23 protein-coding genes and 1 other annotated feature are annotated in these 26,324 nt (G+C 35.2%); of the genes, 18 read left to right on the forward strand and 5 right to left on the reverse strand.

What is annotated here, in order from left to right:
• Positions 1-31: 31 nt before the first annotated feature.
• The 15 genes from DOK78_RS09105 (at position 32) to DOK78_RS09175 (ending at position 14,872) form a co-directional block, all read left to right on the forward strand.
• Complete coding sequence (locus DOK78_RS09105) at positions 32-988, forward strand: glutathione S-transferase family protein (RefSeq protein ID WP_207942591.1); 957 nt, start codon at positions 32-34, stop codon at positions 986-988.
• 69 nt (positions 989-1,057) lie between these two features.
• On the forward strand, positions 1,058-2,398 hold the full coding sequence (locus DOK78_RS09110) for a hypothetical protein (protein WP_243430779.1): 1,341 nt from the start codon (positions 1,058-1,060) through the stop codon (positions 2,396-2,398).
• A 68-nt stretch (positions 2,399-2,466) separates the two neighbouring features.
• On the forward strand, positions 2,467-3,213 hold the full coding sequence (locus DOK78_RS09115) for an NADPH-dependent oxidoreductase (protein ID WP_207942590.1): 747 nt from the start codon (positions 2,467-2,469) through the stop codon (positions 3,211-3,213).
• Between the two features lie 158 nt (positions 3,214-3,371).
• On the forward strand, positions 3,372-4,727 hold the full coding sequence (locus DOK78_RS09120) for an MFS transporter (RefSeq protein ID WP_207942589.1): 1,356 nt from the start codon (positions 3,372-3,374) through the stop codon (positions 4,725-4,727).
• 147 nt (positions 4,728-4,874) lie between these two features.
• Positions 4,875-5,651 (forward strand): class I SAM-dependent methyltransferase, encoded by a 777-nt coding sequence (locus DOK78_RS09125; RefSeq protein ID WP_207942588.1) that lies wholly within the window; start codon positions 4,875-4,877, stop codon positions 5,649-5,651.
• The gene (locus DOK78_RS09130) at positions 5,644-5,928 is read left to right on the forward strand and encodes a cupin (protein WP_207942587.1); all 285 of its coding nucleotides are present in this window, start codon (positions 5,644-5,646) and stop codon (positions 5,926-5,928) included. Before DOK78_RS09125 ends, DOK78_RS09130 begins: the two co-directional genes overlap by 8 nt.
• 147 nt (positions 5,929-6,075) lie before the next feature.
• Positions 6,076-6,507: a GNAT family N-acetyltransferase gene (locus DOK78_RS09135; RefSeq protein ID WP_243430777.1), complete on the forward strand. Its 432-nt coding sequence runs from the start codon at positions 6,076-6,078 to the stop codon at positions 6,505-6,507.
• 241 nt (positions 6,508-6,748) lie between these two features.
• Positions 6,749-6,991 (forward strand) — a binding site (T-box leader).
• Between the two features lie 47 nt (positions 6,992-7,038).
• A complete protein-coding gene (locus tag DOK78_RS09140) occupies positions 7,039-8,346 on the forward strand; it encodes an MmgE/PrpD family protein (protein WP_207942586.1) in 1,308 nt (435 codons plus the stop codon).
• An 18-nt stretch (positions 8,347-8,364) separates the two neighbouring features.
• On the forward strand, positions 8,365-9,729 hold the full coding sequence (purB, locus tag DOK78_RS09145; protein ID WP_207942585.1) for an adenylosuccinate lyase: 1,365 nt from the start codon (positions 8,365-8,367) through the stop codon (positions 9,727-9,729).
• Entirely contained in the window at positions 9,729-10,208 is a 480-nt protein-coding gene (locus tag DOK78_RS09150; protein ID WP_207942584.1) for a GNAT family N-acetyltransferase, read from the forward strand. Before purB ends, DOK78_RS09150 begins: the two co-directional genes overlap by 1 nt.
• Positions 10,209-10,222: 14 nt before the next feature.
• Positions 10,223-11,032: an amino acid ABC transporter substrate-binding protein gene (locus DOK78_RS09155; RefSeq protein WP_207942583.1), complete on the forward strand. Its 810-nt coding sequence runs from the start codon at positions 10,223-10,225 to the stop codon at positions 11,030-11,032.
• An 11-nt stretch (positions 11,033-11,043) separates the two neighbouring features.
• A complete protein-coding gene (locus DOK78_RS09160; protein ID WP_207942582.1) occupies positions 11,044-11,715 on the forward strand; it encodes an amino acid ABC transporter permease in 672 nt (223 codons plus the stop codon).
• 5 nt (positions 11,716-11,720) lie between these two features.
• Positions 11,721-12,452, forward strand: a complete 732-nt coding sequence (locus DOK78_RS09165) for an amino acid ABC transporter ATP-binding protein (protein ID WP_207942581.1) — start codon at positions 11,721-11,723, stop codon at positions 12,450-12,452.
• A 12-nt stretch (positions 12,453-12,464) separates the two neighbouring features.
• Positions 12,465-13,598: an amidohydrolase gene (locus DOK78_RS09170; protein WP_207942580.1), complete on the forward strand. Its 1,134-nt coding sequence runs from the start codon at positions 12,465-12,467 to the stop codon at positions 13,596-13,598.
• Between the two features lie 152 nt (positions 13,599-13,750).
• Entirely contained in the window at positions 13,751-14,872 is a 1,122-nt protein-coding gene (locus DOK78_RS09175; RefSeq protein WP_207942579.1) for a permease, read from the forward strand.
• 107 nt (positions 14,873-14,979) lie between these two features.
• Here DOK78_RS09175 and DOK78_RS09180 read toward each other — a convergent pair whose 3' ends face one another.
• The 4 genes from DOK78_RS09180 to DOK78_RS09195 all read right to left on the reverse strand — a co-directional run bounded on the left by DOK78_RS09180 (position 14,980) and on the right by DOK78_RS09195 (position 17,916).
• A complete protein-coding gene (locus DOK78_RS09180; protein ID WP_207942578.1) occupies positions 14,980-15,618 on the reverse strand; it encodes a L,D-transpeptidase in 639 nt (212 codons plus the stop codon).
• A gap of 41 nt (positions 15,619-15,659) precedes the next feature.
• The gene (locus DOK78_RS09185) at positions 15,660-16,565 is read right to left on the reverse strand and encodes an NAD(P)/FAD-dependent oxidoreductase (protein ID WP_207942577.1); all 906 of its coding nucleotides are present in this window, start codon (positions 16,563-16,565) and stop codon (positions 15,660-15,662) included.
• Between the two features lie 28 nt (positions 16,566-16,593).
• Entirely contained in the window at positions 16,594-17,400 is an 807-nt protein-coding gene (locus tag DOK78_RS09190; RefSeq protein WP_207942576.1) for a sulfite exporter TauE/SafE family protein, read from the reverse strand.
• A 111-nt stretch (positions 17,401-17,511) separates the two neighbouring features.
• Positions 17,512-17,916 (reverse strand): Rrf2 family transcriptional regulator, encoded by a 405-nt coding sequence (locus DOK78_RS09195; RefSeq protein WP_207942575.1) that lies wholly within the window; start codon positions 17,914-17,916, stop codon positions 17,512-17,514.
• 243 nt (positions 17,917-18,159) lie between these two features.
• On the opposite strand from DOK78_RS09195, the gene DOK78_RS09200 reads away from it, so the two are divergent.
• Both DOK78_RS09200 and DOK78_RS09205 read left to right on the forward strand, forming a co-directional pair.
• Positions 18,160-19,893: an ABC transporter ATP-binding protein gene (locus DOK78_RS09200; RefSeq protein WP_207942574.1), complete on the forward strand. Its 1,734-nt coding sequence runs from the start codon at positions 18,160-18,162 to the stop codon at positions 19,891-19,893.
• The gene (locus DOK78_RS09205) at positions 19,890-21,617 is read left to right on the forward strand and encodes an ABC transporter ATP-binding protein (protein ID WP_243430775.1); all 1,728 of its coding nucleotides are present in this window, start codon (positions 19,890-19,892) and stop codon (positions 21,615-21,617) included. The genes DOK78_RS09200 and DOK78_RS09205 overlap by 4 nt, the downstream gene beginning before the upstream one ends.
• 49 nt (positions 21,618-21,666) lie before the next feature.
• Here the strand turns inward: DOK78_RS09205 and DOK78_RS09210 are convergent, their stop codons facing one another.
• Entirely contained in the window at positions 21,667-22,449 is a 783-nt protein-coding gene (locus tag DOK78_RS09210) for an L-threonylcarbamoyladenylate synthase (RefSeq protein ID WP_207942608.1), read from the reverse strand.
• 261 nt (positions 22,450-22,710) lie between these two features.
• On the opposite strand from DOK78_RS09210, the gene DOK78_RS09215 reads away from it, so the two are divergent.
• Positions 22,711-26,322, forward strand: a complete 3,612-nt coding sequence (locus DOK78_RS09215) for an ABC transporter ATP-binding protein (RefSeq protein ID WP_207942573.1) — start codon at positions 22,711-22,713, stop codon at positions 26,320-26,322.
• Positions 26,323-26,324: the final 2 nt, after the last annotated feature.

Below are 26,324 nucleotides of genomic sequence, written 5' to 3' on the forward strand. Positions count from 1 at the left end.
AGTTTGAATAACTTAAAAAGGACGTGGAATTATGGGAATGTTAGTCAATGGAAAATGGACGCAAGACAATCGTTATGCTAATGAAAAAGGGGAATTCATTCGCAAAGATTCACAATTTCGCAATTGGATTACATCAGATGGTAGTGCTGGACCAACTGGAGAAGGAGGTTTTCAAGCAGAACCGAATCGTTATCATCTATACGTTTCGTATGCTTGTCCTTGGGCATCTCGCACTTTAATATTTCGCAACTTAAAAGGCTTAGAAGATATGATTTCATTATCAGTTGTTAATCCATTAATGCTTAAAAATGGCTGGACGTTTGAGGAAGCAGAGGGCGTCATCTCTGATCCAATTTTTGATGCAAAATTTCTCTATGAAATTTATGCTCAGGTTGACCCAGAGTATAGTGGTCGTGTGACCGTTCCAGTATTATATGACAAAAAACAAAATAAGATCGTTAGTAACGAATCTGCGGAGATTATTCGTATGTTCAATAGTGCGTTTGATAATGTTGGTGCAACCCCAGGAAATTATCTGCCTGAAGCTAAACTAGCACAAATTGATGCGTGGAATGAGAAGATTTACCATGACATTAATAATGGTGTTTATAAAGCAGGTTTTGCTACAAAACAAGAAGTTTACGAACAAACAGTAATAAAATTATTTAAACGCTTGGATGAAATTGAGGGCGTTTTAGAAAATCAACGCTTTTTGATTAGTGATGAACCTACTGAAGCAGATTGGCGTTTATTTCCAACTTTAGTACGTTTTGATTCAGTCTATGTTGGACATTTTAAATGTAATTTACGACAAATTAGAGAGTACAAAAACTTGTGGCGTTATACAAGAGAATTATATAATTGGCCGAAAATTGCTCAAACTGTTAATATGTCGCATATTAAACAGCATTATTATATTAGCCACGACTTTATCAATCCGACACAAATTGTACCAAAAGGACCAGAAATAGATTTTCGATTAGATTAATGAATAAACACGCATGTCATTTTTTGTCATGTGTGTTTTTAGTTCAGTCGATACAAAGGAGTCTCACAAATGAAAACAATAATAAGTTGTTTGTTTTTTGTTTTATTAACTGGATGTGCTAGTGTCCTTACTCAACCTGAATCACAAGAAATTTATGTCGCTACTAACGGTTATCATGGGAACGGTTCTTTTGAACATCCCTATCGTACGATTCAAGAAGCGGTAGATGTAGCTCAAGCTGGCGATACGATTTATATTCGTGGTGGAAGTTATCATGAAAAAATTATTATCAAAAATTCTGGTAAAAAGAATCAACCAATAACATTACGAAACTATCAACAAGAAACTGTAGTAATTGATGGCAGTCAGCAAAAAACGACCAAAGAGTTAGACGGCTTATTGATTATTAAAAACCAACAATATATAACTCTTGATGGTCTATCATTTGTAAATTTTTCTTCGGATAATGAAAATGTTCCAACCGGTGTGCTTCTTACAGGGACTAGTCATCACATAATCGTCAATCAGTGTCGAATTTCGAATATTACGACGAAAAATCCTAATCCTGAACAAGCGAATGCGCATGCTTTGGCTGTTTATGGGACAGATAGCGTACAAGCTATACACCATATAGAAATTACTAATTGTGAAATTTCCCAAAATATTTTAGGATTAAGCGAAACAGTCGTGCTAAATGGAAATGTAGAAAACTTCAACATCGCTCGCAATAAAATTCATGACAATGATAACATCGGCATTGATATGATTGGTTTTGAAGGAACGGCTAGTCAAAATGATTTTGCTAGAGATGGTTTTTGTGAAGAGAATGAACTTTGGAACAATTCGACCACCAACAATCCTTCTTACAATGAAGCTTCTGCGGCAAGTATTTATGTAGATGGTGGGCGGAATATTGTGATTCAACGTAATGTGATTTGGGCCTCAGATATTGGAGTCGAAGCAGCGAGTGAACACCAAAATAAAACAACCAAGCAGATTGTGATTCGAAATAATCTGATTTATGATTGCTTAGAAATAGCCGGTATTGCCTTTGGAGGTTATGACGAACAAAAAGGGAGTGCCACCGAAATTAAAATTTACAATAATACGTTAGTCAATAACGCAGCTCATATTTTCGTGCAAGAGCATGCGCAAGTTACGTCCAATGAAATTATCAATAATATCTTCTATTTAGGGGAAGCTTATGAAGGTGATTTAACTCAGATTAAACATACACCAAACTTTTATCAACAGCCTAAATTTGTGGATGAAAAGAAGCATAATTTTCATTTGCGTAAAGATTCATCCGCTCGTAATACAGGTATCATTAGTCAATGGGTAGGAGACGATGATTTAGATGGAAATTCACGCATAAACGACAAAAAAATAAATTTTGGTGCGTATCAGTAATGCTTGCTATTTGAAAAAGAAGAACATTGACGTTAAAATAACTCCTAACATTTATAAGGAGGAAAAGCATGGATATTTTAGAATGGTTCACCAGTCATACATCAGTGCGTTCATTTCAAGAAAAACAATTATCTGAACAATTAAAAAAACAATTAATACAAGCCGCTCAAAGTGGCTCATCGTCTAATTTCGTACAGGCATATTCGATTATTGAAGTTAGAAATCAAGAGAAACTAACAGAAGTAGAAGCTATCGCTAATTTTAAAGGTTATGGCGCAGAACATGGCGTGTTTTATCTTTTTGTTGCTGACTTAAATCGTAACTATCAAATTGCTAGCCACAGTAATAACAATTTAGAAGCATTTTCTTCAATGGAATCTTTGTTGGTTTCAGTCGTTGATACAACAATTGCTGCCCAAAATATGGCTTTATTTGCAGAGTCACAAGACTTAGGAATTTGCTATATTGGTGGTATTCGTAATGATCTATTTCGAATAGCTGAATTATTTGCGTTACCTAAGCTTACAATTCCGTTATTTGGTTTAATTATCGGGTATCCAAACATAAAAAATGAAGTAAAACCGCGTCTTTTCCAAGAAGAAATTGTTAAAATTGATGAGTATCAGGAAATGGACCCATTAACTTTACAAAGATACGATGACGTGATGAACAGTTATTATCAAGAACGGACCAATCATGCGCAACAAGCAAATTGGAGTGAAAAAGTTCAAGAACACTTCAAGATTAATCGTCGTCCAGAAGTGATTCATTTTTTAAAACACCAAGGATTTGATTTTTTTGAAAAAAATAATTAGAGAGACTTGACGATAGACGTAATCTATTTTATGATTAAGTTCAATAAATCGTACAGATAACACATCTACTTATCATAGATGTGTCGAAAGAGAGGCGGTTTCTATTCATTTAGAAACTGACTCTCTTTTTTTGTTTGAAATTGGAGGAGAAAGCGTATATGCAAGAAAAAAATATCAAACTATTACCAGCAATTATTGCCACGGGAATGCTGTCATTTGCAGGTGTTTTAATTGAAACGGCAATGAATGTTACATTCCCAACACTAATTAACGAATTTGGAATAACGACTGGACAAGTTCAGTGGGTGACAACTATTTATTTACTTGTTATTTCAATATTTGTTCCTTTTTCTAATTATTTGTTAAAGACTATGTCGATTCGTAAATTATTTGTGATTGCTAATCTCTTATTTATTGCGGGCCTTTTAATTGATTTCTTAGCGATGAACTTCCCAATATTATTAGTGGGGCGTTTTTTACAAGGGATGAGTACGGGGATTGCGTTACCATTAATGTTCTATATTATATTAACGTTTAGTTCACCAGAAAAGCGTGGCACAATGATGGGAATTGGAACCATGACAACTTCCATTGCACCTGCATTAGGCCCAACCTATGGGGGAATTTTAACTGCTCATTTATCTTGGCATTATATCTTTTTATTATTAGTTCCAATTTTGGCAATTTCCCTTGTTATGGGAATAATCGCTATTCCTGAATCCAAACCACAAGGAAATAGTCGCTTAGATGTTTTAGGATTATTGGGAGTAACGTTATTGTTCACCGGATTTTTAATGTTTCTTAATCAGATTCATCAATGGCAAGCCTTCATTTGGTTACTGATGGGTATCATTGGTTTAGCTTTATTTTATTATCAATCAAAACACGCGAAAGAACCTCTTGTGGAGTTAGGTATCTTAAAGCAACAACAATTTCGAGTATTTTTAATGGGCTTTTTGGTTTGTCAGGCATTGTTATTAGGTGTTTCTTTTGTTTTACCGAATTTTGTACAGATTGTATTAGGTGAAGATGCTTTTGTGGCGGGGTTATTAATGTTACCAGGAGCGTCAGTCGGAGCGATTTTGGCACCCATCTCTGGTAATTTATTGGATCGTTTTGGTAGTAAAAAACCAATACTGATTGGTTTAGTCTTTGCGATAATTGGTTGGACTGGTTTAACTATATTATTGAAGCAACCACTGTTACTCTCGCTTGTCGTGGGGCATGTCGTTTATATGATTGGTATTGGTTTATGCTATAGTAATATGATGACAACTGGTATGAATCAATTAAAACGTAGTGAATACGGCGATGGCAATACTATTTTTAATACGCTGCAACAATTTTCTGGTGCGGTTTCGACAGCCGTTGTGGCCACCATTATCGGGATTTTCCAACAAAACGGAACGAATATAGTTGATTCAACGATTAAAGGTTCACAAATAGCAATGTTTGTATTGTTAGTGTTATTAGTGGGAGCATTTATCCGTTGTGTCACTTATTTCACAAAATAAGTTAAGTTTTTAAGCATAATTTCTTTCGAGAAATTATGCTTTTTTTTATTTATGCGCTTGACATTGTGTGTTTATGCGCTTATTTTATAAATGAGAATCATTCTCATTGTCTTTTTGCTATTGATTAGATTTGAAGAAAGGAGTCTTATGAAAAATAAAGAGGTAGGTCACAATTTTTTAGCACGCTTAGGAAAAACCAAATTACGTCCTGGTGGAATAGAAGCAACAAATTGGTTAATCGAGCAGGCACAACTTAATGCGGATTCACAAATATTGGAAGTTGCTTGTAATATGGGAACCACCATGATTTATTTGGCTAAAACATATCAGTGTCAGGTAATTGGCTTAGATCAAAGTCAACAAGCATTAGAAAAAGCACGCCACAATATTGCTAAAGAACACCTAGAAAAAAAGTTATCAGTGGTTCAAGGAAATGCGTTAAAATTGCCCTTTGAAGATCAAAGTTTTGATGTGGTAATTAACGAAGCAATGTTAACGATGCTTGTTGGCAAAGCAAAAGATAAAGCCATCAAAGAATATTTCCGTGTTTTAAAACCCAATGGCGTATTATTAACGCATGATGTCTGTTTGTTAAATACAGATAAGCGGATAGAAATTTTAACTGGCTTACGGGATACGATTCATGTGAAGGTAGAACCATTAACTGTTGAAGAGTGGGATAAAAAATTTGTAGACAATGGATTTCATGTTACACAAAAATATGGAAAAATGTCATTAATGGATCCAATAGGTATGATACGAGATGAAGGTTTTTCTGGCGCGTTTAAAATCATAAGAAATGGTTTGAAGAAAGAAAATAAGGAGCAATTCAAAAAAATGTTTGTCTTTTTTAGAAATCATAAGAAAGAAATTGGTTATATTGTAACCGTTAGTCAAAAGAAGGGGGAAAATAACGATGTTTAAATACGAAGGGAATGGAACAATTCGTCATATTTTTGAGTCAGAGCAACAAGTGGTGACGAATTTAGTATTAGAAAAAGGCAAAGAGATTCCAACGCATGATTCACCTTATACAGTAGTTGTAGTTCCTGTTAAAGGAAAGATTATTTTTTCCGGTATCAATTTTAGAGAAGAGATTTATCCTGGAGCGATCATACGTATGTCACCTAAAGAACCACATAGTTTGTATGCTTTAGAAGATAGCGAATTAATGGTGATTAAATCTCAATTAGTAGAATAAGCACGAGAGAAATAATCTGTCAGTTAATAGATTATTTTTTTAGGTAAAATAAGTAACTATTATCGCAAATGTAATATTTTTTTGAAAATTATCAGACAACTAACAAGCCAAGTTGACTATGATACAATGGTTCTATGAGGTGAGAAAATGATTATTATTAGAGAAGCAGAAATAGTTGATGATCCACAATTGTTAGCATTATATCAAGAATTGATTCCAATTAAATTGTCACCAAAAGAAGCCGAACAGACGACATTAAAATTAATCAACGATAAAAATTATTTTTTAGTAGTGGCTAAAGAGGAGGACGAAGTATTAGGTACCGCATTAGGAATTTGCTGTCAAGCTGTCACGGTTCCTTTTTTAGTTATTGAAGATGTGATTGTCAAAGAAGACACAAGAGGCAAAGGCATTGGTCGTAAGTTGATGGCAGCATTGGATGAATTTGCGATAGGGAGTAATTGTGCGTATGCTATTTTGGTTTCTTCAGGACATCGAACCGTTGCTCATCAATTTTATGAGAATGTAGGATTTGCAGAAGATGTTAGAGGGTTTCGAAAATCATATATAGACATGTAAAAGCTGATGAGTAAATCATCGGCTTTTTTCTGTAAAACTTTCTCTTTGTTTCATCCTAGTTAGATGTGTGAATGTTTTTATCTATGAGGTTAAAATTAGAAAATAATGTGTTTTTATTGTGTTTATTGTCATTTTTGTTAACTTATTTTTTGAAAGTAAGTATAAGTGATTAGAAATTTCTATCGCTTGGCTCGTTGACTTTACGAATAAGGAAAGCTATTCTTTTGCTAATTAAGTAATAGAAGTTGCGTAGATAAGATAAGTACATGCAGGCATCATTAGGTAGAGAACTCTGGTTGGTGAAAAAGAGGAATGATAAATCATGGAAAATGGTCTTTGAGCTTTTGATTGCGAGTCTAAACGATAAACAGTCAACGGAGGATGTTCGTTATCACATCCATTCATGTTTGCATGCATGGTCAAGTGATTCTTTGAATAATCAAAGGATAAATGAAGGTGGTACCGCGATTATTTCGTCCTTCCAGAAAGTGATTTCTGGAAGGACTTTTTCATTCGAACGGAGGGAGAGAAGTGACTTCGCAACAATTTGTGCATAATTTTTTAACAGTAGAAATTTCTACAGAAGCGATTCAATTAGCGAAACAAGCTTTCGTTGATTATATGTCTTCTTCTTTATTGGCAAAACATTCACCTGAACTTATTCAGTTGAAAACAGCCTATCAGGAACAGCTGTCAGGCAATTGTTTATTGCTTGGAGACACTACTGCTGCCACTGCTTCTTTTTCAGCATTATATAATGGCTTTCAAGCACATTTATTAGATATTGATGATACTCATGGAAGCGTTCGAGGTCATCCCAGTGCGGTCATTTTTTCTGCTCTACTGACAGAGTTAGAAAACTATACTGGGAAAGAAATAGTAGAAGCTTATGTGATTGGACTTGAAATTATGGCTCGTCTAGGACTAGCTATTAACCCACATCACTATTTGCATGGTTGGCATAATACTGGGACATTAGGAGGGCTTGCGGCAACAGGAGCATTAGCCCGTTTAAAAAAACTATCAGAAGAACAGACATTAACGGCAATGAGTATTGCCACAAGTCAAGCAGCAGGGCTACAAATGCAATTTGGAACGCCAATTAAACCACTACATGCTGGTTTGGCGGCAAAACAAGCAGTAGAATCAATTCGACTAGCCAGTGCTGGTCTTTCAGCTAAGCAAGATTTTTTATTTGCCAAGCGTGGTTTTTTCTCTGTTTATGCAGAGGAAATTAAGCAAGGAGCCTTATTCGAAAACTGGGGAAAGACATGGCAAATTGTATCTCCTGGTTTGTGGTTTAAGCAATATCCTTTTTGTTCAGCAGCTATGGCGGGAGCAGATGCGGCACAAGCGTTGTATCAAAAATATCAGTTAACAGCTGAACAAATTAAACAAGTTGAAGTTAGTTTCTTTTATGGTAAAGATCAAGCCTTAGTCAATCGAGATCCTTTGACTGGAGAAGAAGGACGTTTTTCGATTGAATACATTGTTTGGTTAGGAATAACTGGACAGGAGTATTCTCTAGAAAAATTTTCTACCAAAACACTAACAGAAATAACACGACAAGAACTTCGTAAAGTTAGACGATACTATATTGATGAGCCAACTGCTCCATATACGAGAGTAGTGGTTACTTTAAAAAATGGGCAACAAGTATCCCAAAACATCACCACACCCAAAGGTTCACCTGACAATCCGTTGACTTTCACTGAACAACAGCGGAAATTTTATCAGACAGTGACGGGAACTCGGGCAAATTTAATAGAACAAACACTTATGAACTTTGAAACGAAACATGGCAAGGAATTAAAAGCTCTTTTACAAGAAAAAGATTAAACGGAGGCGAAGCAACGCATGGGGTCACATGTTATTGATTTAGTCATGTTGCGAAATAATTTCGGGACAGAAGAAATGCGGAAAGTATGGGACGATAAAAATCGTTTGCAACAACACTTAAAAATTGAAGCAGCGTTAGCACAAGCAGAAGGTGAATTGGGCATTATTCCTATAGAAGCTGCTGAAAAAATACGTGCAGTTGTAACGGTAGAAAAATATACAGTTGAAGAAATTGCTGCCGAAGCTGCTAAAATTAAACATTCATTTATGGCAACCATTAATGCCATTCAAAATCAAGCAGGGGAAGCAGGGGAATTTGTTCACTATGGCGCAACTACTCAAGATATCGTTGATACAGGGGCAATGCTACAGCTGAAAGAATCCTATGAAATTATTTTACGTGATATACAAGCAATTACGGAAAAATTAGCAGAACTAGCTAAAAAGTATCAATACACAACAATGGTAGGTCGGACTCATGGCATGCAGGCATTGCCAACCACATTTGGTTATAAATTAGCTGTCTGGTTAGATGAGTTTGGACGTCATCAAGAACGATTGCAAGAAATAAAAGAGCGCGTTTTTGTAGGAAACATAAATGGAGCGATTGGTTCGTATGCTTCTTTTGGACCAAAAGGAACAGAAATTGAGCGTCGTACTTTAGACATTTTAGGTTTAGGTACACCTGTCATTAGTTGGCAATCTGCTCGTGATCGTTTTTCTGAATATGCTTCAGTGATTGCTTTAATTAGTGGCACGTTAGGGAAAATTGGCAATGAGTTTTATAACTTAATGCGTACAGAAATTAACGAATTAGAAGAGGGTTTTTCTAAAGGGAAAATTGGTTCGTCTACGATGCCGCATAAAAGAAATCCTGCAGCTTTTGAAGGTCTTGCTAGCTTAACTCCAGCAGTCTTAAAAAGTGTTGCGCTGATCCATGAATCCATGCACGTTGAGCATGAAAGAGATGCGATGAGTTGGCGACTAGAATGGATTGCGTTACCAGAAATCAATAGTTATATTGCGGCTCAATTGGCTAACTTTAAAGTTATTTTAAATGATCTTCGTGTCAATGAACAAGGCATGAAAGACAATCTTGAACGACAACAAGGCCTATTGCTTTCGGAAAAAGTTATGTTTGAAGTTGGCAAAAAACTAGGAAAACAAACAGCGCATCATGTTGTTTATGAATGTTCAATGAAAGCTTTTGAAGAACAAAAATCATTTTTGGATGTATTGTTGGAGCAACCAGAAATCACTGCAACGTATAGTAAAGAAGAAATTTCAGAATGGTTAGTAGCTGAAAATTATATTGGTTTAGCTGCAGAAAAAGTGGATGAAGTCATTAATCATCTAAAAGAAAAAAGGTTGTTGGAACAGTAATGAGTTTACGTCTATTAACGAAAGCAGATTTAGAAAGTTATCATTTTGTACTTCATCATGGTTACCAACAGACCAAAGAATTTCCTATTTCATTTGAAGCTGCTGATTATAGCAAAGAAGATAGTTTGAAGTGGCTAGAAGCTCATCCGACATATGGTTGGTTTGATGAAGAGTTGACCAGTGTTCTTTCTCTAAGAATGCCTTGGGGAGCTGAACCAGGCCCCTATGGTGTGCCACATATCGGTCATTTTACAACCCATCCTAATTACAGTGGCAAAGGGTATGGGAGACAGCTTTATCAGCAAGTTGAACAAGAAATCTTAAAAAAGCAGTTACGAACACCCTTTGTTACATTAGGAACCGCTGCATCGCATCCTTGGTTAAATGAGATGTATCAGCGTTTTGGCTTTCATGAAATTGCACGAAAGCAATTAACAGGTAAACAACATATTACAATCTATTATCAAAAAGACTTATAAAGGAGTGTCATAAAATGAAAAAATTAAACATTACATTAGTTGCATTAGCGGGGTTAGGGATTTTAAGTGCATGTGGGAATCAAGAAACGAACTCATCGGCTTCAAGTGATTCCGTAGCATCAGAAAAAGTGCTTAAAGTTGGTTCAACTGGACAAAGTTTTCCAAATGGCTATAAAGAAGGCGATAAATTAGTCGGCTTTGATGTGGAATTAGCGGAAAAAATTGCCGGAAATCTAGGTTACAAAATCGAATGGGTGACTACTGATTTTAGTGGTTTAATGGCCCAATTAGAATCAGGTCGTATTGATACGGTAGCCAATGCAGTAGCAATCACTGAAGAACGTTCAGAGCAATATAACTTTGCAGTTCCATATAGCTTCTATGGTGTGCAATTAGTGACTAACACAGAGAACGAAGACATTAATACACCTGAAGATTTAAAAGGCAAAACGGTTTCTGGTGTTTTAGGATCAAATAATGTTAAAAACTTAGAAAAATTTGATACGAATAAAGAAATCACGATTCGTACGTATGAAACTCGTGATGGCGCTCAACAAGATGCTGTGAATAATCGTGTAGATGGGTATGTAAATTCTCGTCCGATTTTAGCTGCAGAAATCAAAAAGAGTGATTTGCCTTTAAAATTTGTCGGTGATCCAATTGTGTATGAGGATATCAGCTTCCCATTTTCAAAAACTGAAGAAGGCGAAAAATTAGCGGACGAATTTTCAAAAGAGATTGAAGCCTTGAAAGAATCCGGTGAATTAAAAAAATTATCAGAAAAATACTTTGATGAAGATATTACTGTAAAAACCAACGAATAAGGAGTTGCTTTATGAATTTTGATATCGCGTATATGTTTGAGATAGTTCCGTCTATCTTGAAATTTGTACCAACGACGCTTTTTCTATCGGTTGTCTCAATGTTTTTTGCGATAATTATCGGATTAATCGTTGCTTTAATTAAGCGTAGTCAATTACCGATATTACCCCAACTAGCTTCTTTATATATTTCCTTATTCCGCGGAATGCCTACCTTGGTTCAATTGTTCATCATTTATTATGGTTTACCACAATTGTTCCCTTCAATGACTAATTTGGAAGCTAGTCAAGCGGCAATCATTGGTCTTAGTTTAAAAGAAAGTTCTTATTTAGCTGAAATTTTCCGAGCAGGCTTGGCTTCAGTGGATAAAGGACAATTGGAAGCTGGTTTATCTGTGGGCATGAAAAAAGTGGCAATTTATCGTCGAATTATTTTGCCACAAGCAACGATTAATGCTTTACCAGCAACAGGTAATACCTTTATTTCCTTGATTAAAGAAAGTTCGTTGGCATTTACGTTAGGAATTACTGAATTATTTGCTGAAGGAAAAATGATTGCTGCATCTACTTTACGCTTTTTCGAAACCTATTTAGTCGTTGGATTAATTTATTGGTTATTGATTTTAATTTACGCGTATATCCAAAAATTAATTGAAGCGAAATTAAATGTGCCCTATAGGAGGTAAGATATATGATTAAAGTAGAAGCCTTAGAAAAAAGCTTTGGTTCAAAAAAAGTTTTGAAAAATATTGCTTTAGACATTCAAAAAGGTGAAGTTGTTGCTATTATCGGCCCTTCTGGATCAGGAAAATCAACCCTTTTAAGATGTCTGAATTTATTAGAGCAACCAGATTCAGGTACGATTACGATTGGTGAGGTAACATTAGATACGAATAACTTTACTAAGAAAGAAGAGTACCAACTACGCCAACAAACGGCGATGGTTTTTCAAAATTATAATTTATTTCGGAATAAAACTGCATTAGAAAATGTCACAGAATCACTGATCGCCAACAAGAAAATGTCTAAGAAGGAAGCTGAAACGTATGGACTCTCCTTATTAAACCGAGTGGGCTTATCGGCGCAGGCCAAACAATACCCAGTCACCTTATCAGGTGGACAACAACAACGTGTAAGTATTGCACGCGCCTTAGCAGTTAAACCACATGCGTTATTATTTGATGAACCAACCTCCGCTTTAGATCCAGAGTTGGTTGGTGAAGTATTACAAGTTATTCGTGAATTGGCCACACAAGAAACGACTATGGTGATTGTTACACACGAGATGCAATTTGCAAAAGAAGTCGCTAATCGAGTAGTGTTTATGGAAGATGGCGAGATTTTACATGAAGGAACAGCCGAAGAAGTACTTTCTTCAACCAATAATGTACGAATGAATCAATTCTTAAATAGTATTAATTAAAGGAGCGATAACGTGGTAGACTTACAAGAACTAGAAACTTTTTTAATTGAATATCGACGCAATATGCATCGTCATCCTGAATTGTCGCATCAAGAATATCAAACGACAGAAAATATCCGTCAATTATTATTGTCTCATGGAGTGACAATTATTGATACACCGTTAGAAACAGGTTTAATTGCTCAAATAGAAGGAGCCGAAGCTGGACCAACAATTGCTTTACGAGCAGATATCGATGCATTGCCGATTGTTGAACAGTCCGGTGTGCCTTTTGTTTCTGAAAATAATGGCGTCATGCACGCTTGTGGGCATGATTTCCATACATCCGTTATTTTAGGAGCGACCATTTTATTAAATCAACAAAAAGAACAACTAAAAGGAAATGTGTTAGTCATTTTCCAAGCAGCAGAAGAAGTTGCCCAAGGAGCTGCTAAAGTGTTAGCAACGGGTGTACTTGATGAAGTGGAAGCAGTTTTTGGCTTTCATAATGACCCATCCTTACCTGTTGGAACATTAGGAACTAAGGTAGGCGAATTAACGGCAGCAGTTGATCGTTTCGAAATTATAGTTAAAGCAGAAGGAGCCCACGGTGCGAAACCTCATGAAGGGGTGGATCCCTTAATCGTTTTGGCACAAGTCATTCAAGCTTTTCAACCGATTATTAGTCGCAATTTAGCACCAGATTCACATGCTGTTTTGAGTATTACGCAAGTGCACAGTGGTGAAACTTGGAATGTAATTCCTGAAAGTGCCTATTTAGAAGGAACTGTTCGTAATTTTAGCGCAGAAAACCGTGAAAAAGTTGAACAACGGATTCGTAAAATTTTAGAAGGAATTGCTTTAGCTAATGAAATTGAGATTGAATTAGTTTGGCATGCTAGTTGTCCTTCTGTAACCAACGATGAAAAATGGACGGCTGTTTCTTTGGAAGTAGCAGAATCAGTAGGTTATGACACGCGTATTGTTAAAGAATCAGCAATTGGTGAAGATTTTGCCTATTATCAAGAAAAAATTCCTGGTTCTTTTGTAATGATTGGATCAGGTGGTCCTTATGAATTGCATCATCCGAAATTTAAAGTGGACGATACAGCATTATTCCCAGCAGTAAAATATTTTGAAGCACTTGTTTTGAATGTTTTAAAATAAACGATTGACTCATTCTTCAATTGAGTTAAACTAAATCATAGTGTGGTATAAGTAATGGAATCTTCTTGTCTTTCGATAGATGAGAAGATTCATCTTGCTTTAGTATAAACAACTGAGCCAGTTTATATGACTCAATGAGTGGGAGAGTGAAAATGGAAGAATTATTTACGATTTTTAGTATTTTAGTATTAGGTTATGCATTTGGTAGTATTAGTTTTTGGGGAATTCGTTTAGGTAGTTCAGGTGTGTTATTAATCGCCTTGGTTTTCGGTCATTTTGGTCATGAGATTTCAGAAATTATTCGTAATATTGGTTTGATTTTTTTCGTTACGTCTGTAGGTTATACAGCAGGACCAGTATTTTTTAGAAACTTTAAGCAAAAAGCTTGGGTGTATATTTTATTAGGCCTATTGACCGTTTTAGCAGGGGTATTAAGCTGTCTATTATTTTTACAATTATTTCACTTGCCAACAGCATTAGCTTTGGGATTATATACTGGAGCAATCACCAGTACACCAGGGCTAGCGGCAGCATTAGAAGCAACCAAAGATCATCTAGCATCGATTGGTTATGGAATTGCTTACCCGTTTGCAGTTATTGGAAAAGTAATTGCCATTCAAATGATTCCTAAAATTTTAAGAACAGATATGAAGGCTGAAAGAGAAAAACTAGCCGAAAATCTAAAACCTCCGAAAGAAACCAAACGAGAAAATCGAAAGTTTATCCAAATAGATCAAATTGGGTTCTTTTCCTTTTCGTTAGCTGTTTTATTAGGTTTAGTAATTGGAGCAATTGCTATTCCATTGCCTGGAGGTGCAACGTTCTCACTGGGTATCTCAGGAGGTCCGTTGTTGGCTGGGTTAATTTTAGGCCATTTTCGTTTTGTTGGACGTGTATCGATTACTGTTCCTCAAAACACATTGAATGTGATGCGTGAATTTGGTTTGATGTTCTTTTTAATGGGAGCAGGAACGAGTGCGGGTGTCGGATTTGTCGAAACCTTGCAAAAATATGGAGTCATCTTATTCTTATTAGGTGCGATTATGACCTTAGTACCAATTATTGTTGGTTATTTTATTGCACGTAAAGTCTTTAAATTAGATTTGTTACTGGCTTTGGGTGCAGTTTGTGGCGGGTTAACAAGCACACCAGCACTAGGAGTTTTAATTTCTTCTTCTGGAACCGATGAAGTGGCAGTTCCGTATGCTTCAACGTATCCAATTGCCTTAATTACTATTGTATTAGCTACACAAATGATTGGTGTTTTCTTATGATAAACAAAAAGCCTGTGATATAAGATAAAATAAAACGATTCGACCGATAGAGTAGTATATCGGTCGAATCGTTTACTGTTTAAAAGACTTATATCATAGGCCCTTTTTTATACAATTTTTACTTTCATTCCCACAAGTGAGTTTTCATAGAACCATTGTGCATCAGGCACAGAAAGACGTACGCAACCGTGTGAGTTCGCTTTATGACCTAATTCTTCAGCTTCTTCTATAATATATTCACCAGATTTATCGATAGGAACGCTATGGAATAAATAGATTCCGTGATCTTTGAAAGAAACATAATAATTTGCACCTTCGCCAGAATCGGCGTTAAAAAACGTTTCACCTTTTTCTGGTTCGATAACAAATTCACCTTTGGGAGTAGGTGTTTCCTCAGCACCAGTTGAGCAATACATTGTATATATCGTTTGGCCATCTCGTTGAATAAAGACCCGTTGTTTTTGTGTATTAACTAATAAGACATCGCTATTTTTTAAGGTAGGATAGGGTTTATCTTCAGAAGAGCGTTGCCAATCAATTTTTTCGACTTGTTCTTGTTTTTGAGTCGTTGTCTCAGAGGTGGTTGTTTCTGTTGTCTCGATGGAAGTCGTTGCCACCGCAACTTTTTCTACTTCTTTTGCATAGATAATTTGCTCAGGTACTACCTTGTGTTTATTAAATAAAACAAAGACATTACATGCAATTAATACTAATAAGATAGAAAAAACGCCAATTAATTTTTTCATTATCTACGCTCCTTTCATTATGAGATAAATACAATTCTATTTTACTCGAAGGAGCCGAAGTTCGCAAAGGCAATTTCTTTAACAATTTCAGAAGCAACTCGGCTACCTGAACTTGCGGCGTGAACTAATTGTTCAGCAAATGCAACATGGCTATCACCAGCTGCGTAGATATTAGGATAGGAAGTTTTACCCGTTTCATCGGTAGCAATTCGGCCAAATTCGTTTAAGGCTAATGGAATTTCCCGAAGAAAAGAAATATTTAAGTTGAATTTAGGTATGACAAAACCACCAGCAACTTGCTTTTCTTCCCCATTCTCTAAAGACAGGTGACACGTGTTGTTTTTTTTCTCGATAGTGATTATTTTTTGTTCTATTAAGGTAATTTTTTTAGCCTTTAATTTAGCTTTGATTTTTTCATTTACAGATAAGCCATTTGTAAAGAGCGTTAATTCGTTACTCCAGTGAAAAATCATTGCGGCAAAATGGAGAATCATTTCTTCTTGTTCAACGATTACACCTAAAGATTTATCTTTCATTTCCCAACCATCACAAAATGGGCAATTGAAAAATGACTGACCATATACATTAGTTAGACCAGAAATTTCAGGTAATGTTTCCTTTAAACCAGTGGCTAAGAGGAGTCGACTAGCTGTAAATGTTTGGCTTTTAGTTGTAACATTAAAAATTTGATTCTGCTCATCAATGGTTTCAACACGATCTATCACTGTGTGAATCGTCGAATAATACGATAAATCATTCAAGGCTCGTTTTTTTATTTCAGAAGGTGCCAAACGATCATTAGTGATAAAGCCATGTGCTTCATGAGTTACCTTGTTTCGGGCATTGTTATCATCAATTACTAAAACCTTTAGTTTTGCTCTGCCTAATACTAAGGCAGCACTTAAGCCAGCAGGGCCTCCGCCAACAATAATACAATCATATAACATTTTTAATAAGCTCCTTTATCTATATCATTTAATTAAATAGCGTATTGAATAACATATAAACACTCAAACTGATTAAAAAGAGTGCAAATAGAGTTTTTACTTTTCTTTCAGGTAATTTAAGCATCAATTGAACACCAATTTTTGCTGTGGGGATAGATAGCAGTGCTAGAATAAGCACTGTCGGTAAGTGGATATAACCCAAAGAGTAGGGAGGTAAATTTGTTTGAGAAAGACCACTAAAAATAAAGCCTAACGAAGCAAATGTGGTTAAAAAGACGCCACAAAACGATGCTGTGCCGATTGCTTTTTTCAAAGAAAGACCAGTTTTGTTCAAATAAGTGATGATTAAACCCGACCCAGAAATACTACCTAAAGTTGCGATTGTTCCGATAGAAAGAGCATAGAGGACATCTTTTAATTTACTTGTTTGTTGACTGTCAACTGCTGTTTTTTTTCTTTGTAAAAGCATTTTACCACCTAGATAAATTAAAAAAATTGAAAAAGCTATTTTTAAAAAGTTTGGATTAATTGATGTTACAAATTGACTAACGAGTAATGTAGTCAATAATAAAATTGGTAAGAATAAACGAATCCGTTTAAAATCGATATTTTGATTCTTATAATGCGTATAGGCTGAAGCGCTGGTACTAATAATCATAGTAGCAAAAGCAGTTCCCATCGCCATAAATATTACATGGGTTTGAGGAACGTGAATCATTGGGAGAAAAATTAAGAGCGCAGGGACGATAATACCACCACCACCTAAACCAAACATACCAGAGACTAAACCTACGAAAAAACCTAAAAAAAGAACACCAATCAAATAGCTGAGCATTCATCACACCTCATTTCATTTTTAGAAGTATTTAAAAAGAGTTATTAAAGATATATTATATCTCTAATCATTGGATAAAAGAAAGAGAAACACTTTTAGTTTCTCTTTCTTTTATCCAAAAACAGCTTTTTTTTGCTGAACAATGGACACCAAACATTGATTTTTTAAATAATCTTCCATCAAGTCTTCTGCTTGATACATGATATTTTTTACAACACATTTTGGATTATCATGTACATAACATTCGAAAATTGATTGTTTTCCTTCAATCGCTTGAATAATATCTAGAAAAGAAATGGATTCCCAATCATTTCGAATAGAATAACCACCATTAGCACCTGAAATAGCTTTAACTAAGCCTTCCTTAGACAGTTTAGTCAATATCTTTGATAGATAAGTGGGTGAGATAGTTTGATATTCAGCTAATTCCACGACACTAATCGGTGGTTCTTGATGTTTTTCGGCTAATAAAACCATGGTGTGGAGCGCATAGTCGGTAGCTTTTGAATATTTCATAACTGTTCCCTCTTTTTGATTAACGACTTTATATATCTATAATAGCGACTAAATAAGTAAATTGTCAAGCCCTAAAATGATTCTCCTAAGATTGTCGCGAATTTGTAGTTGCTTTTTTTGTATGAAAGAATATAATTGGTAATGATAATCATTCTCAATTGAAGTTGTTGCGATTATTCTAACGACTTTAATAGTGTATCGAAATATTTGTTACATTACTCACGAGAGCTAGGAGGGTATAGCATGGAAACCAAGAGAAAAACAAATATTGCGTTTATTTTAAAAGAAGCGGGTTCACAAAAGTACAAAATGTATTTATCAGTTTTTTTTAGTGTCGTTTCTGGTTTATGTAAGATTTTCCCCTATATTTTGTTGCAAGTTATTATTGTAGAGTTGTTGTCTGCCAGTCCAGATAAAGAAAAAATTCAGCTGTATATATTTATTTGTTTTGGAACCGTGGGTATTAATATTTTATTTTTAGCATTAGGATTAGCCTTTTCACATATTGCCGCTTTTTCTATTTTATTTAAAATTAGGGAAAATGCGATTGACCATATGGGAAAACTAGGTTTAGGTTTTTTTCAAGAACGTTCATCAGGGCAAATAAAAAAAGCATTGGATGAAGATATTGAAAAGCTAGAATTATTTATTGCTCATCAAATTCCTGACTTGGCAGAATCGATTATTACACCGTTAGTCGTTATTATTTATTTGATGCAAATTAATTTTTGGTTGGCACTTATTTTATTCATTCCTTTTCTTCTTTCTTTGCTATTACAAGCTTGGATTTTTAAAGGATACGAAGAAACAATGACGAATTATAATCAAGTATTGAAAATTATGTATGGAACAATTGTAGAATATATTCATGGAATGCGCGTGTTTAAAGCTTTTAATTTAAGTGCTACTAACTTTAAGAAATATACACGAACGGTAGATGAATATTTAAAATATTGGATTAAAATTTGTGACGATACAATTAAAAGCTATACGATAGGTTTAACAATTATTGACACCTCGGGATTATTATTAACTATTCCAGTAGGTGGATTGCTATATTTATCAGGAAAATTAGATTTTTCTGGTTTTGTGATGTTTTTATTACTATCTACGGTATTTTTAACAGCTTTTTTGAAGATTTTATCGATGGGTGGGAATTTAGCACGATTGTTAACAGGAGCCGATAATATTAGAGAGATGATGGAAGTTCCTGCTTTAACCAATGGGGACGAATATTTAGAGGATGCCATAGGAGAAGTGGCGTTCCAAAAAGTAACTTTTGCATATGATGAAAAAAACGTTTTGGAAAATCTCTCATTTACTTTAAAACCAAATACAGTAACTGCTTTAGTCGGGCCTTCAGGATCAGGAAAAACAACAGTAGGAATGTTACTGGGGCGTTTTTGGGATATTTCGCAAGGAAGTATTACAATTGATGGCAAAGAGCTACAAGCACTTGCGTTGGACTCACTGATGGAAAAAACAGCTTTTGTTTTTCAAGATGTTTTTATGCTGAATGACACGATTCTAAATAACATTCGTTTGGGGATGGGTAAAACGGAAGAAGAAGTTTTTGTTGCGTGTCAAAAAGCTCAAATACATGATTTCATTTTAACTTTGCCAAATGGCTATGGCACGGTTATTGGAGAGAAATCAGGCATTAAATTATCTGGTGGTGAGAAACAACGAATTGCAATTGCTAGAGCATTATTAAAAGATGCTCAAATTGTGATATTAGATGAGGTGACAGCATACTCTGATATTGAAAATGAAAAAAATATCCAATTAGCATTAAGGAATCTTTTGTTAAATCGTACGGGATTAATTATTGCTCATCGTCTCTATACTATTCAAAACGTAGATCAAATTTTAGTTTTAGATGAGGGTCAGTTGGTGGAACAAGGAACACATCGAGAATTACTCGCTAAAGAAGGTCTTTACCAACGATTGTGGCAAAAAGGAGGAAAAGGCGCATGATAAAAGAAATCAAACGATTGATAGGAGAAGCCGATTACCGTTTATTTTTAAAAGCTGTGAAATTGTTAGTGGCCGATGCCTTGTTTCATGCAGTTATTTATAGCATGTTGTTTCTAGTTTTATTGGACTTGGTAAATGATTCGTTAACCTCTGTTAAGATTAGTTCCTATACAGTCATTACTTTTGTCATGATGATTGTGCGTTTTTTTGTTTTAAATAAAGGTTATTATGCAGCACAAGCTGATGGTGCGCGAATTGTGGCTCATTTACGAATTAAAATGGGAGATTATATTCGCAAGTTAAACATGGGATTTTTCAATAAAAATAATATTGGTGAGCTAACAAATACCCTCACAAATGATTTAAATGATTTCGAAACATTGATTACGCACATGGTGTCTGATTTTATCAAATATTTCATTCTAACGATTTATCTAGCAGTTTGTTTGCTTTTTATTAACCCAATGATTGGCTGGCTCCAAATGTTGTCAGTTATCCTCACTTATTTTATTTTGAAATTAGGCCGAAAACAGTTGAAAAAAGTAACGATTAACTCAAAAAAAGTGCGTTCAGGTATGTTATCTAATATTATCGAATACGTCAATGGAATTAGTGTATTTAAATCGTATAATATGATGGGTAGTCAATTTGAACGTTTAAATAAAAGCTTATCAGAAGTAAAAAAAGAATCAATCAAAGTTGAATTATCTGCAATTCCGTATATTTTACCTGTTCAAGTGATTCTCATGCTTTCTTTCCCACTATCTGCTTATCTAGCAACGCAACAATTTTTTAATAATCAACTATCAATGAATGAATTATTGATTTATTTAGTAGCTTCTATTTCATTTATGAATGTAGCGATTAGTTGGGCGGTGTTGTCTTTAGAATCTGCATATTATCAAACAGCTGTACAAAAGTTATTGAACATCCTTGATTTGCCAGAAATTTCCTATGAAACGACTACTTTTGAACCAAGTGATTATGCAATTCGTTTTCAAGATGTGGCTTTTGGTTATCTTGCGGATAAAGCGGTTCTTGAAGAATTAAATTTTGAAGTAAAACAAGGGGAGATGGTCGCTTTAATCGGCGCTTCTGGTTCGGGAAAATCGACTGTTTTAAATCTACTTGCTCGATTTTGGGATCCAACACGTGGAGAAATTTTGATAGGTAATCAAGATATCAAAACAATTTATCCAGATTCGTTATTAAGTAAAATTAGTATGGTATTTCAAGATGTGTATTTATTACAAGATACTATTTTTGAAAATATTCGCATTGGTAATCCTAAGGCAACGGTAGAAGAAGTAATCCAAGCAGCTCAAATGGCGAATTGTCATGAATTCATTCGTGCCTTACCGGATGGTTATGAGACCATGTTACATGAAGGAGGAGCGGGTCTTTCAGGTGGAGAAAAACAACGAATATCAATTGCTCGCGCCTTTTTAAAAGATGCACCGATTATTTTATTAGATGAAGCAACGGCGTCTTTAGACATAGATAACGAAGCGATTGTTCAGCAATCAATTCAACAATTGGTTACGAATAAAACCGTAATGGTCATTGCTCATCGCCTAAACACTATCCGTAAAGCGTCAAAAATCATTTTGTTGGAAAATGGCCGGATTATTGAAGCTGGTTCACATGACGATTTATTGAAGCAACAAGGAAAATATTATCAAATGTTCCAGACAATGCATGCGGCTTCTGAATGGAGTTTATAACAACAAAGAACTCGACTATTTGCAAATAGTCGAGTTCTTTGTTGTTATTTTAATAGTATTCCCCTTGACGATAGTCCCAAGAGTTGAATTGTTCTGATAAATACATCATGATTTTATCAATATCCAAACCTTTACGAATAACAATCGGTGCAGGAGAGATGGAGCGTTCAGTTCCTTGTTCCGGAACCAAGTTACCATCTTTATCTACAAATGATACCATTACCCCTTGTTCGTAACGAGTTTCAATTGTTTTATCTGGTTGAATGGATGCGACATAATCGTTACCTTCGATGATTAAATCAGCTTCATTTTCAATTTGTTCACCAATACCTTCGACAAGACCGCGATTTCCTTTTCCTGAAGGATTTGCAGAACTTGCAAATAATAATGTTTTATCTTTTGCCCAAAGTTCTTGTGCGATTTGTTCACCAGGTACACCGAATTTTAATACAAAACAGCTTGTTCCACGTGTATCTGTCATTAATTCGTCAGAACCATCATTTGGAATGTATTGTTTTCCAGATTCTTTCCAAGGAAGGATTGCGCCAAAAAGAACATCTTCTTCCCAACATTTTTTATAAACAGCAGCCATTTCTTCGTTCATATCAGCTAGTTCAAAAAGTTGTTCAAGTGATCCACATAATACGACTCCAGGTTTATTTCTTTTACGATTTTTTGCAGAGAATTTTCTTTCTAATCCGGCTTTATCTGCTACAGTGATGATGTAGCCAACTTTTGTTGGACAAACAACCACTTTGCCTCCGCTTTGTAGTAAATCAATGGCCTCTTGTGTAGGGGCACCTGTCCATGAAATGTATTTATCTTGACTCATGTAATCCAATCCTTCCTTAACTAACATTTTCTTATGCTCTTAATGAGTAATATTCAGAAAATTTTGATTTTTCTAAGTGTATCAAATGATAGTATATCTTACACGGATAGTCAAGAGGGATTTCACAAAATGTTCCTAATTAAAATAGAAGAGGTTATTCTAATTAGGCAAAAGGACAAAATATTCTAAATATATTGCAATTATTCAATGAATAGCTATAATTGACGTTGAGAATCATTCTCAATTGAAAGGGGAGCGTTTATGAGTAAAAAGAAAAAACAGCCTTCTGTATTGAAGAAATTACAACCTTTTTTAGGGAAGCGCAAGTTGTTTATTTATAGTTCAATGGTAATGTCTATTTTGGCTGCACTTTTTGGTTTAGTACCATATGGTATTGTTTATTTATTTTCTGTTGAAATTTTAGAAAGACCAGCAAATAATCCTAATATTTTTATTTTATATGCAGGAATTGCATTTTTAGCAATTGTTTTAAAAGGCATTTGTTATAAATTATCGAGTGATTTTGCCCACCAAGCGGCGTTTGATATTTTATATGATATTCGTATCACTTTAGCAGAGAAGTTGACCAAATTACCTTTGGGCTATTTTGATACGCATGATACAGGAAAAATTAAAGTTACGATGAATGAAGATGTAGAGCAACTAGAAGAAGGCATTGCTCATTTAATTCCAGATATTACCACGGGAGTTTCGATACCACTTTTGACGTTCTTAGCCATGTTTATTTTAGATTGGCGCATGGCAATGGCAGCATTATTGATTATTCCGTTGTTGGGTCTTTTTTATGCGAATGTCATGAAAAAAATGAAGCCGTTAATTCCGAAACAAATTGAGGTAGGCGGTTTAATCACTAATGCTGTTTTACGTTATGTTTATGGAATGAAAGTTATTCGTGTGTTCTCACAATCAGAAAAAGCCTTTGAAGAATATGCCACTGTTGTTAAAAAAGCCGCAGATTTAAGCGTTGAAATTGAAAAAGAAACGCTTGAGGGGAAAACAATTTTTGCAGCTGTCGCTCAAATGCCGTTATTAATTGTGATTCCAATGGGTGTTTGGTTATACAGTGCAGGTGAAATTTCACTGTCTTTATTTGTTTTATTTATCATGTTAACGATTGGAATTGGCAATACATTGGTTAAGGCATTTCGTTCGAATGGTCAAGTATCTTTTCGTTTAGCTGGTGTCACACGTAAAATTACAGCAATGTTAGATGAGCCAGAATTAACCCAACCAACACAGGCGGTACAACCACAAGAAGCAACGATTACTTTTGAAAATGTATCCTTTGCTTATAATGAAGAACGTGATGTATTAAGGAATGTTACTTTTACTGTACCAGAAGGAACCTTGACCGCTCTTGTTGGAGAATCGGGAGCTGGTAAAACTACGATTGCTCGTTTAGTGCCACGTTTTTGGGATGCAACAAGCGGACAAGTCAGCATTGGTGGAGTAGATGTTAGAAATATCGGCAGTCAAGATTTAATGAATTTCGTTTCTTATGTTTTTCAAGATGTTTATTTATTTGAAGGAACCATCATGGACAACATTCGCATGGGACGACCAGAAGCAACAGACGAAGAAGTGATTGCTGCTGCTAAACAAGCCTATTGTCATCATTTTATTATGCAATTAGAAGACGGCTATCAAACAGTAGTCGGAGATGGTGGTGGAAAACTAAGTGGCGGACAACGCCAACGAATCAGTATTGTTCGAGCTTTTTTGAAACAAGCACCTATTTTAGTCTTAGATGAAGCAACCGCTTTGATTGATGCTGAAAATGAAGCCTATATTCAAGATGCGATCAATGAATTGATGCACCCTGTAAATGGACAACCGAAAACAATTATTATGATTGCTCACCGTTTGCATACTATTGTAAAAGCAGATCAAATCCTAGTTATTGAAGATGGACAAATTGCTGCGAAAGGTACACATCAAGAGTTGTTAGCTACTCATGCTTCCTATCAAACTCAGTGGGAAGCTTACCGTGGCGAAGGTAATGCATTATTATCTAAAGCTGAGACAACCACTAAACCACTTCCTTTCAAAGTAAAATTACTGACGAAAATTTCTGAGGAAAATAAAATAGAAGATGAAGCCTATCGTCATTTAAGTGAATATTCAGTGTATAAACAATCGCTAGTTGTTGCTGGAAGTTCAGAAAATAAAAAAGAACTAAAAGAAGGGTATCGTCGGACTTTTATTGAGAGTTTCTTTATCAGTATTCCTTTAATTGTAGTTGCGTATATTGTTTATTTGCTCTTTACAGATAGTGTGACGGATGTCTGGAAAGTAGTTGGCGGCATGTTCCTTGCGTTGCTTTTACAAGGACTAACGTATTACTATTCCAACCGGATTATGTTTTTGATTTATTATAAGATGACAGCAAGTATTCGACTATACTTGGGAAGACGTTTAAAAAATTTACCGTTAGGATATTTTTCAAAACAAGATGCTGCTTTATTAGAAATGAATGTCAAACAAGATGCGATGTTTTTAGGATTTACGCCAGCCATCGTCATTGGGATTATCAAAGGCGTTATTACGCCAGTTATGACATTGCTGGTATTAGCATGGATTGATTGGACGTTAGCACTTATTGCTATCGCAGGAATTCCCATGTGTTTATTCATAACAAAGCTAGCCGATCAACAGCTACAAAAAGTGATGAATCGACTACAAACTGCTCGAAAACAAGCCAATCGTCGTATTCTTGATTTCATTCGTGGTATTTCAGTTATTCGCTCGTTTGGTTTAGCTGGTAGTAAATTATTAGGTTATCAAGAAACAATGGATGAATTTCGTAAGAGTAGCATTCAGTTAAATAAAAAATTATCACCGTATACGGCCTTAAATGTTATCATGTTTGAAATAGGTTATGTCATTGTTTTGGTTGTCGGTGGGCTAAAATATACAGCAGGAACAATTGATGGGGTGTCGTTAATTTGTTTCTTAATTTTGACGGCTGCATTGTATGAGACTTTACCAATCATGGATTATGTGGTGTATAAACGTCTAATGAAGACGACATTAGATAGTCTTGATGATGTCATTCAAGAAGAAGATTTACTACAACCAGAAATTGGTCAAGAAAAATTACCAGCAACATTTGGCGTAACGTTAGAAAACATTTCTTTTGGCTATACGAATCAAGAGATTTTACACAAGCTTAATCTAACGATTCCTGAAAATGGTATTACAGCGCTTGTAGGACCCTCTGGAGGTGGGAAAACAACCACATTGAATCTGATTGCACGTTTTTATGATATCGCGTCAGGGAGCATTAAAATAGGAAATGTGGATATTCGAGACATGCGTCATGATACTTTGATGCAACATATTAGTTTTGTTTTTCAAGATGTGTATTTGATGCCAGATACGATTATGAATAATTTGAAATTTGGCAATCCACATGCTAGTTTTGAAGAGGTGGTAGCGGCTGCTAAGTTGGCATGTTGTCATGAATTTATCATGGAGTTTCCAGAAGGATATGATACTCAAATTAGTGATGGGGGTGCAAACTTATCCGGTGGTCAGAAGCAACGGATTAGTATTGCTCGAGCGTTGCTTAAAGATGCACCGATTGTTTTATTAGATGAAGCAACGGCAAGTGTTGATCCAGAGAATGAATTATATATCCGTGAAGCGTTACAAGTACTAGCGCAACATAAAACAGTTATTATGGTGGCGCATCGCTTGCATACCATTCGCAACGCAACAAAAATTGCCGTAATTGAAGATGGGAACGTTGTGGAATCAGGGTCCCATGAAGAATTATTTACTAAAAATGGTCGCTATAAACAATTTTGGCAAGAACGTCAACGAGCAGAACAATGGCAAGTTGAGATATAGAA

Source organism: Enterococcus sp. DIV2402 (genome assembly GCF_017426705.2).
In the GTDB taxonomy this organism is placed as follows: domain Bacteria; phylum Bacillota; class Bacilli; order Lactobacillales; family Enterococcaceae; genus Enterococcus_F; species Enterococcus_F lowellii.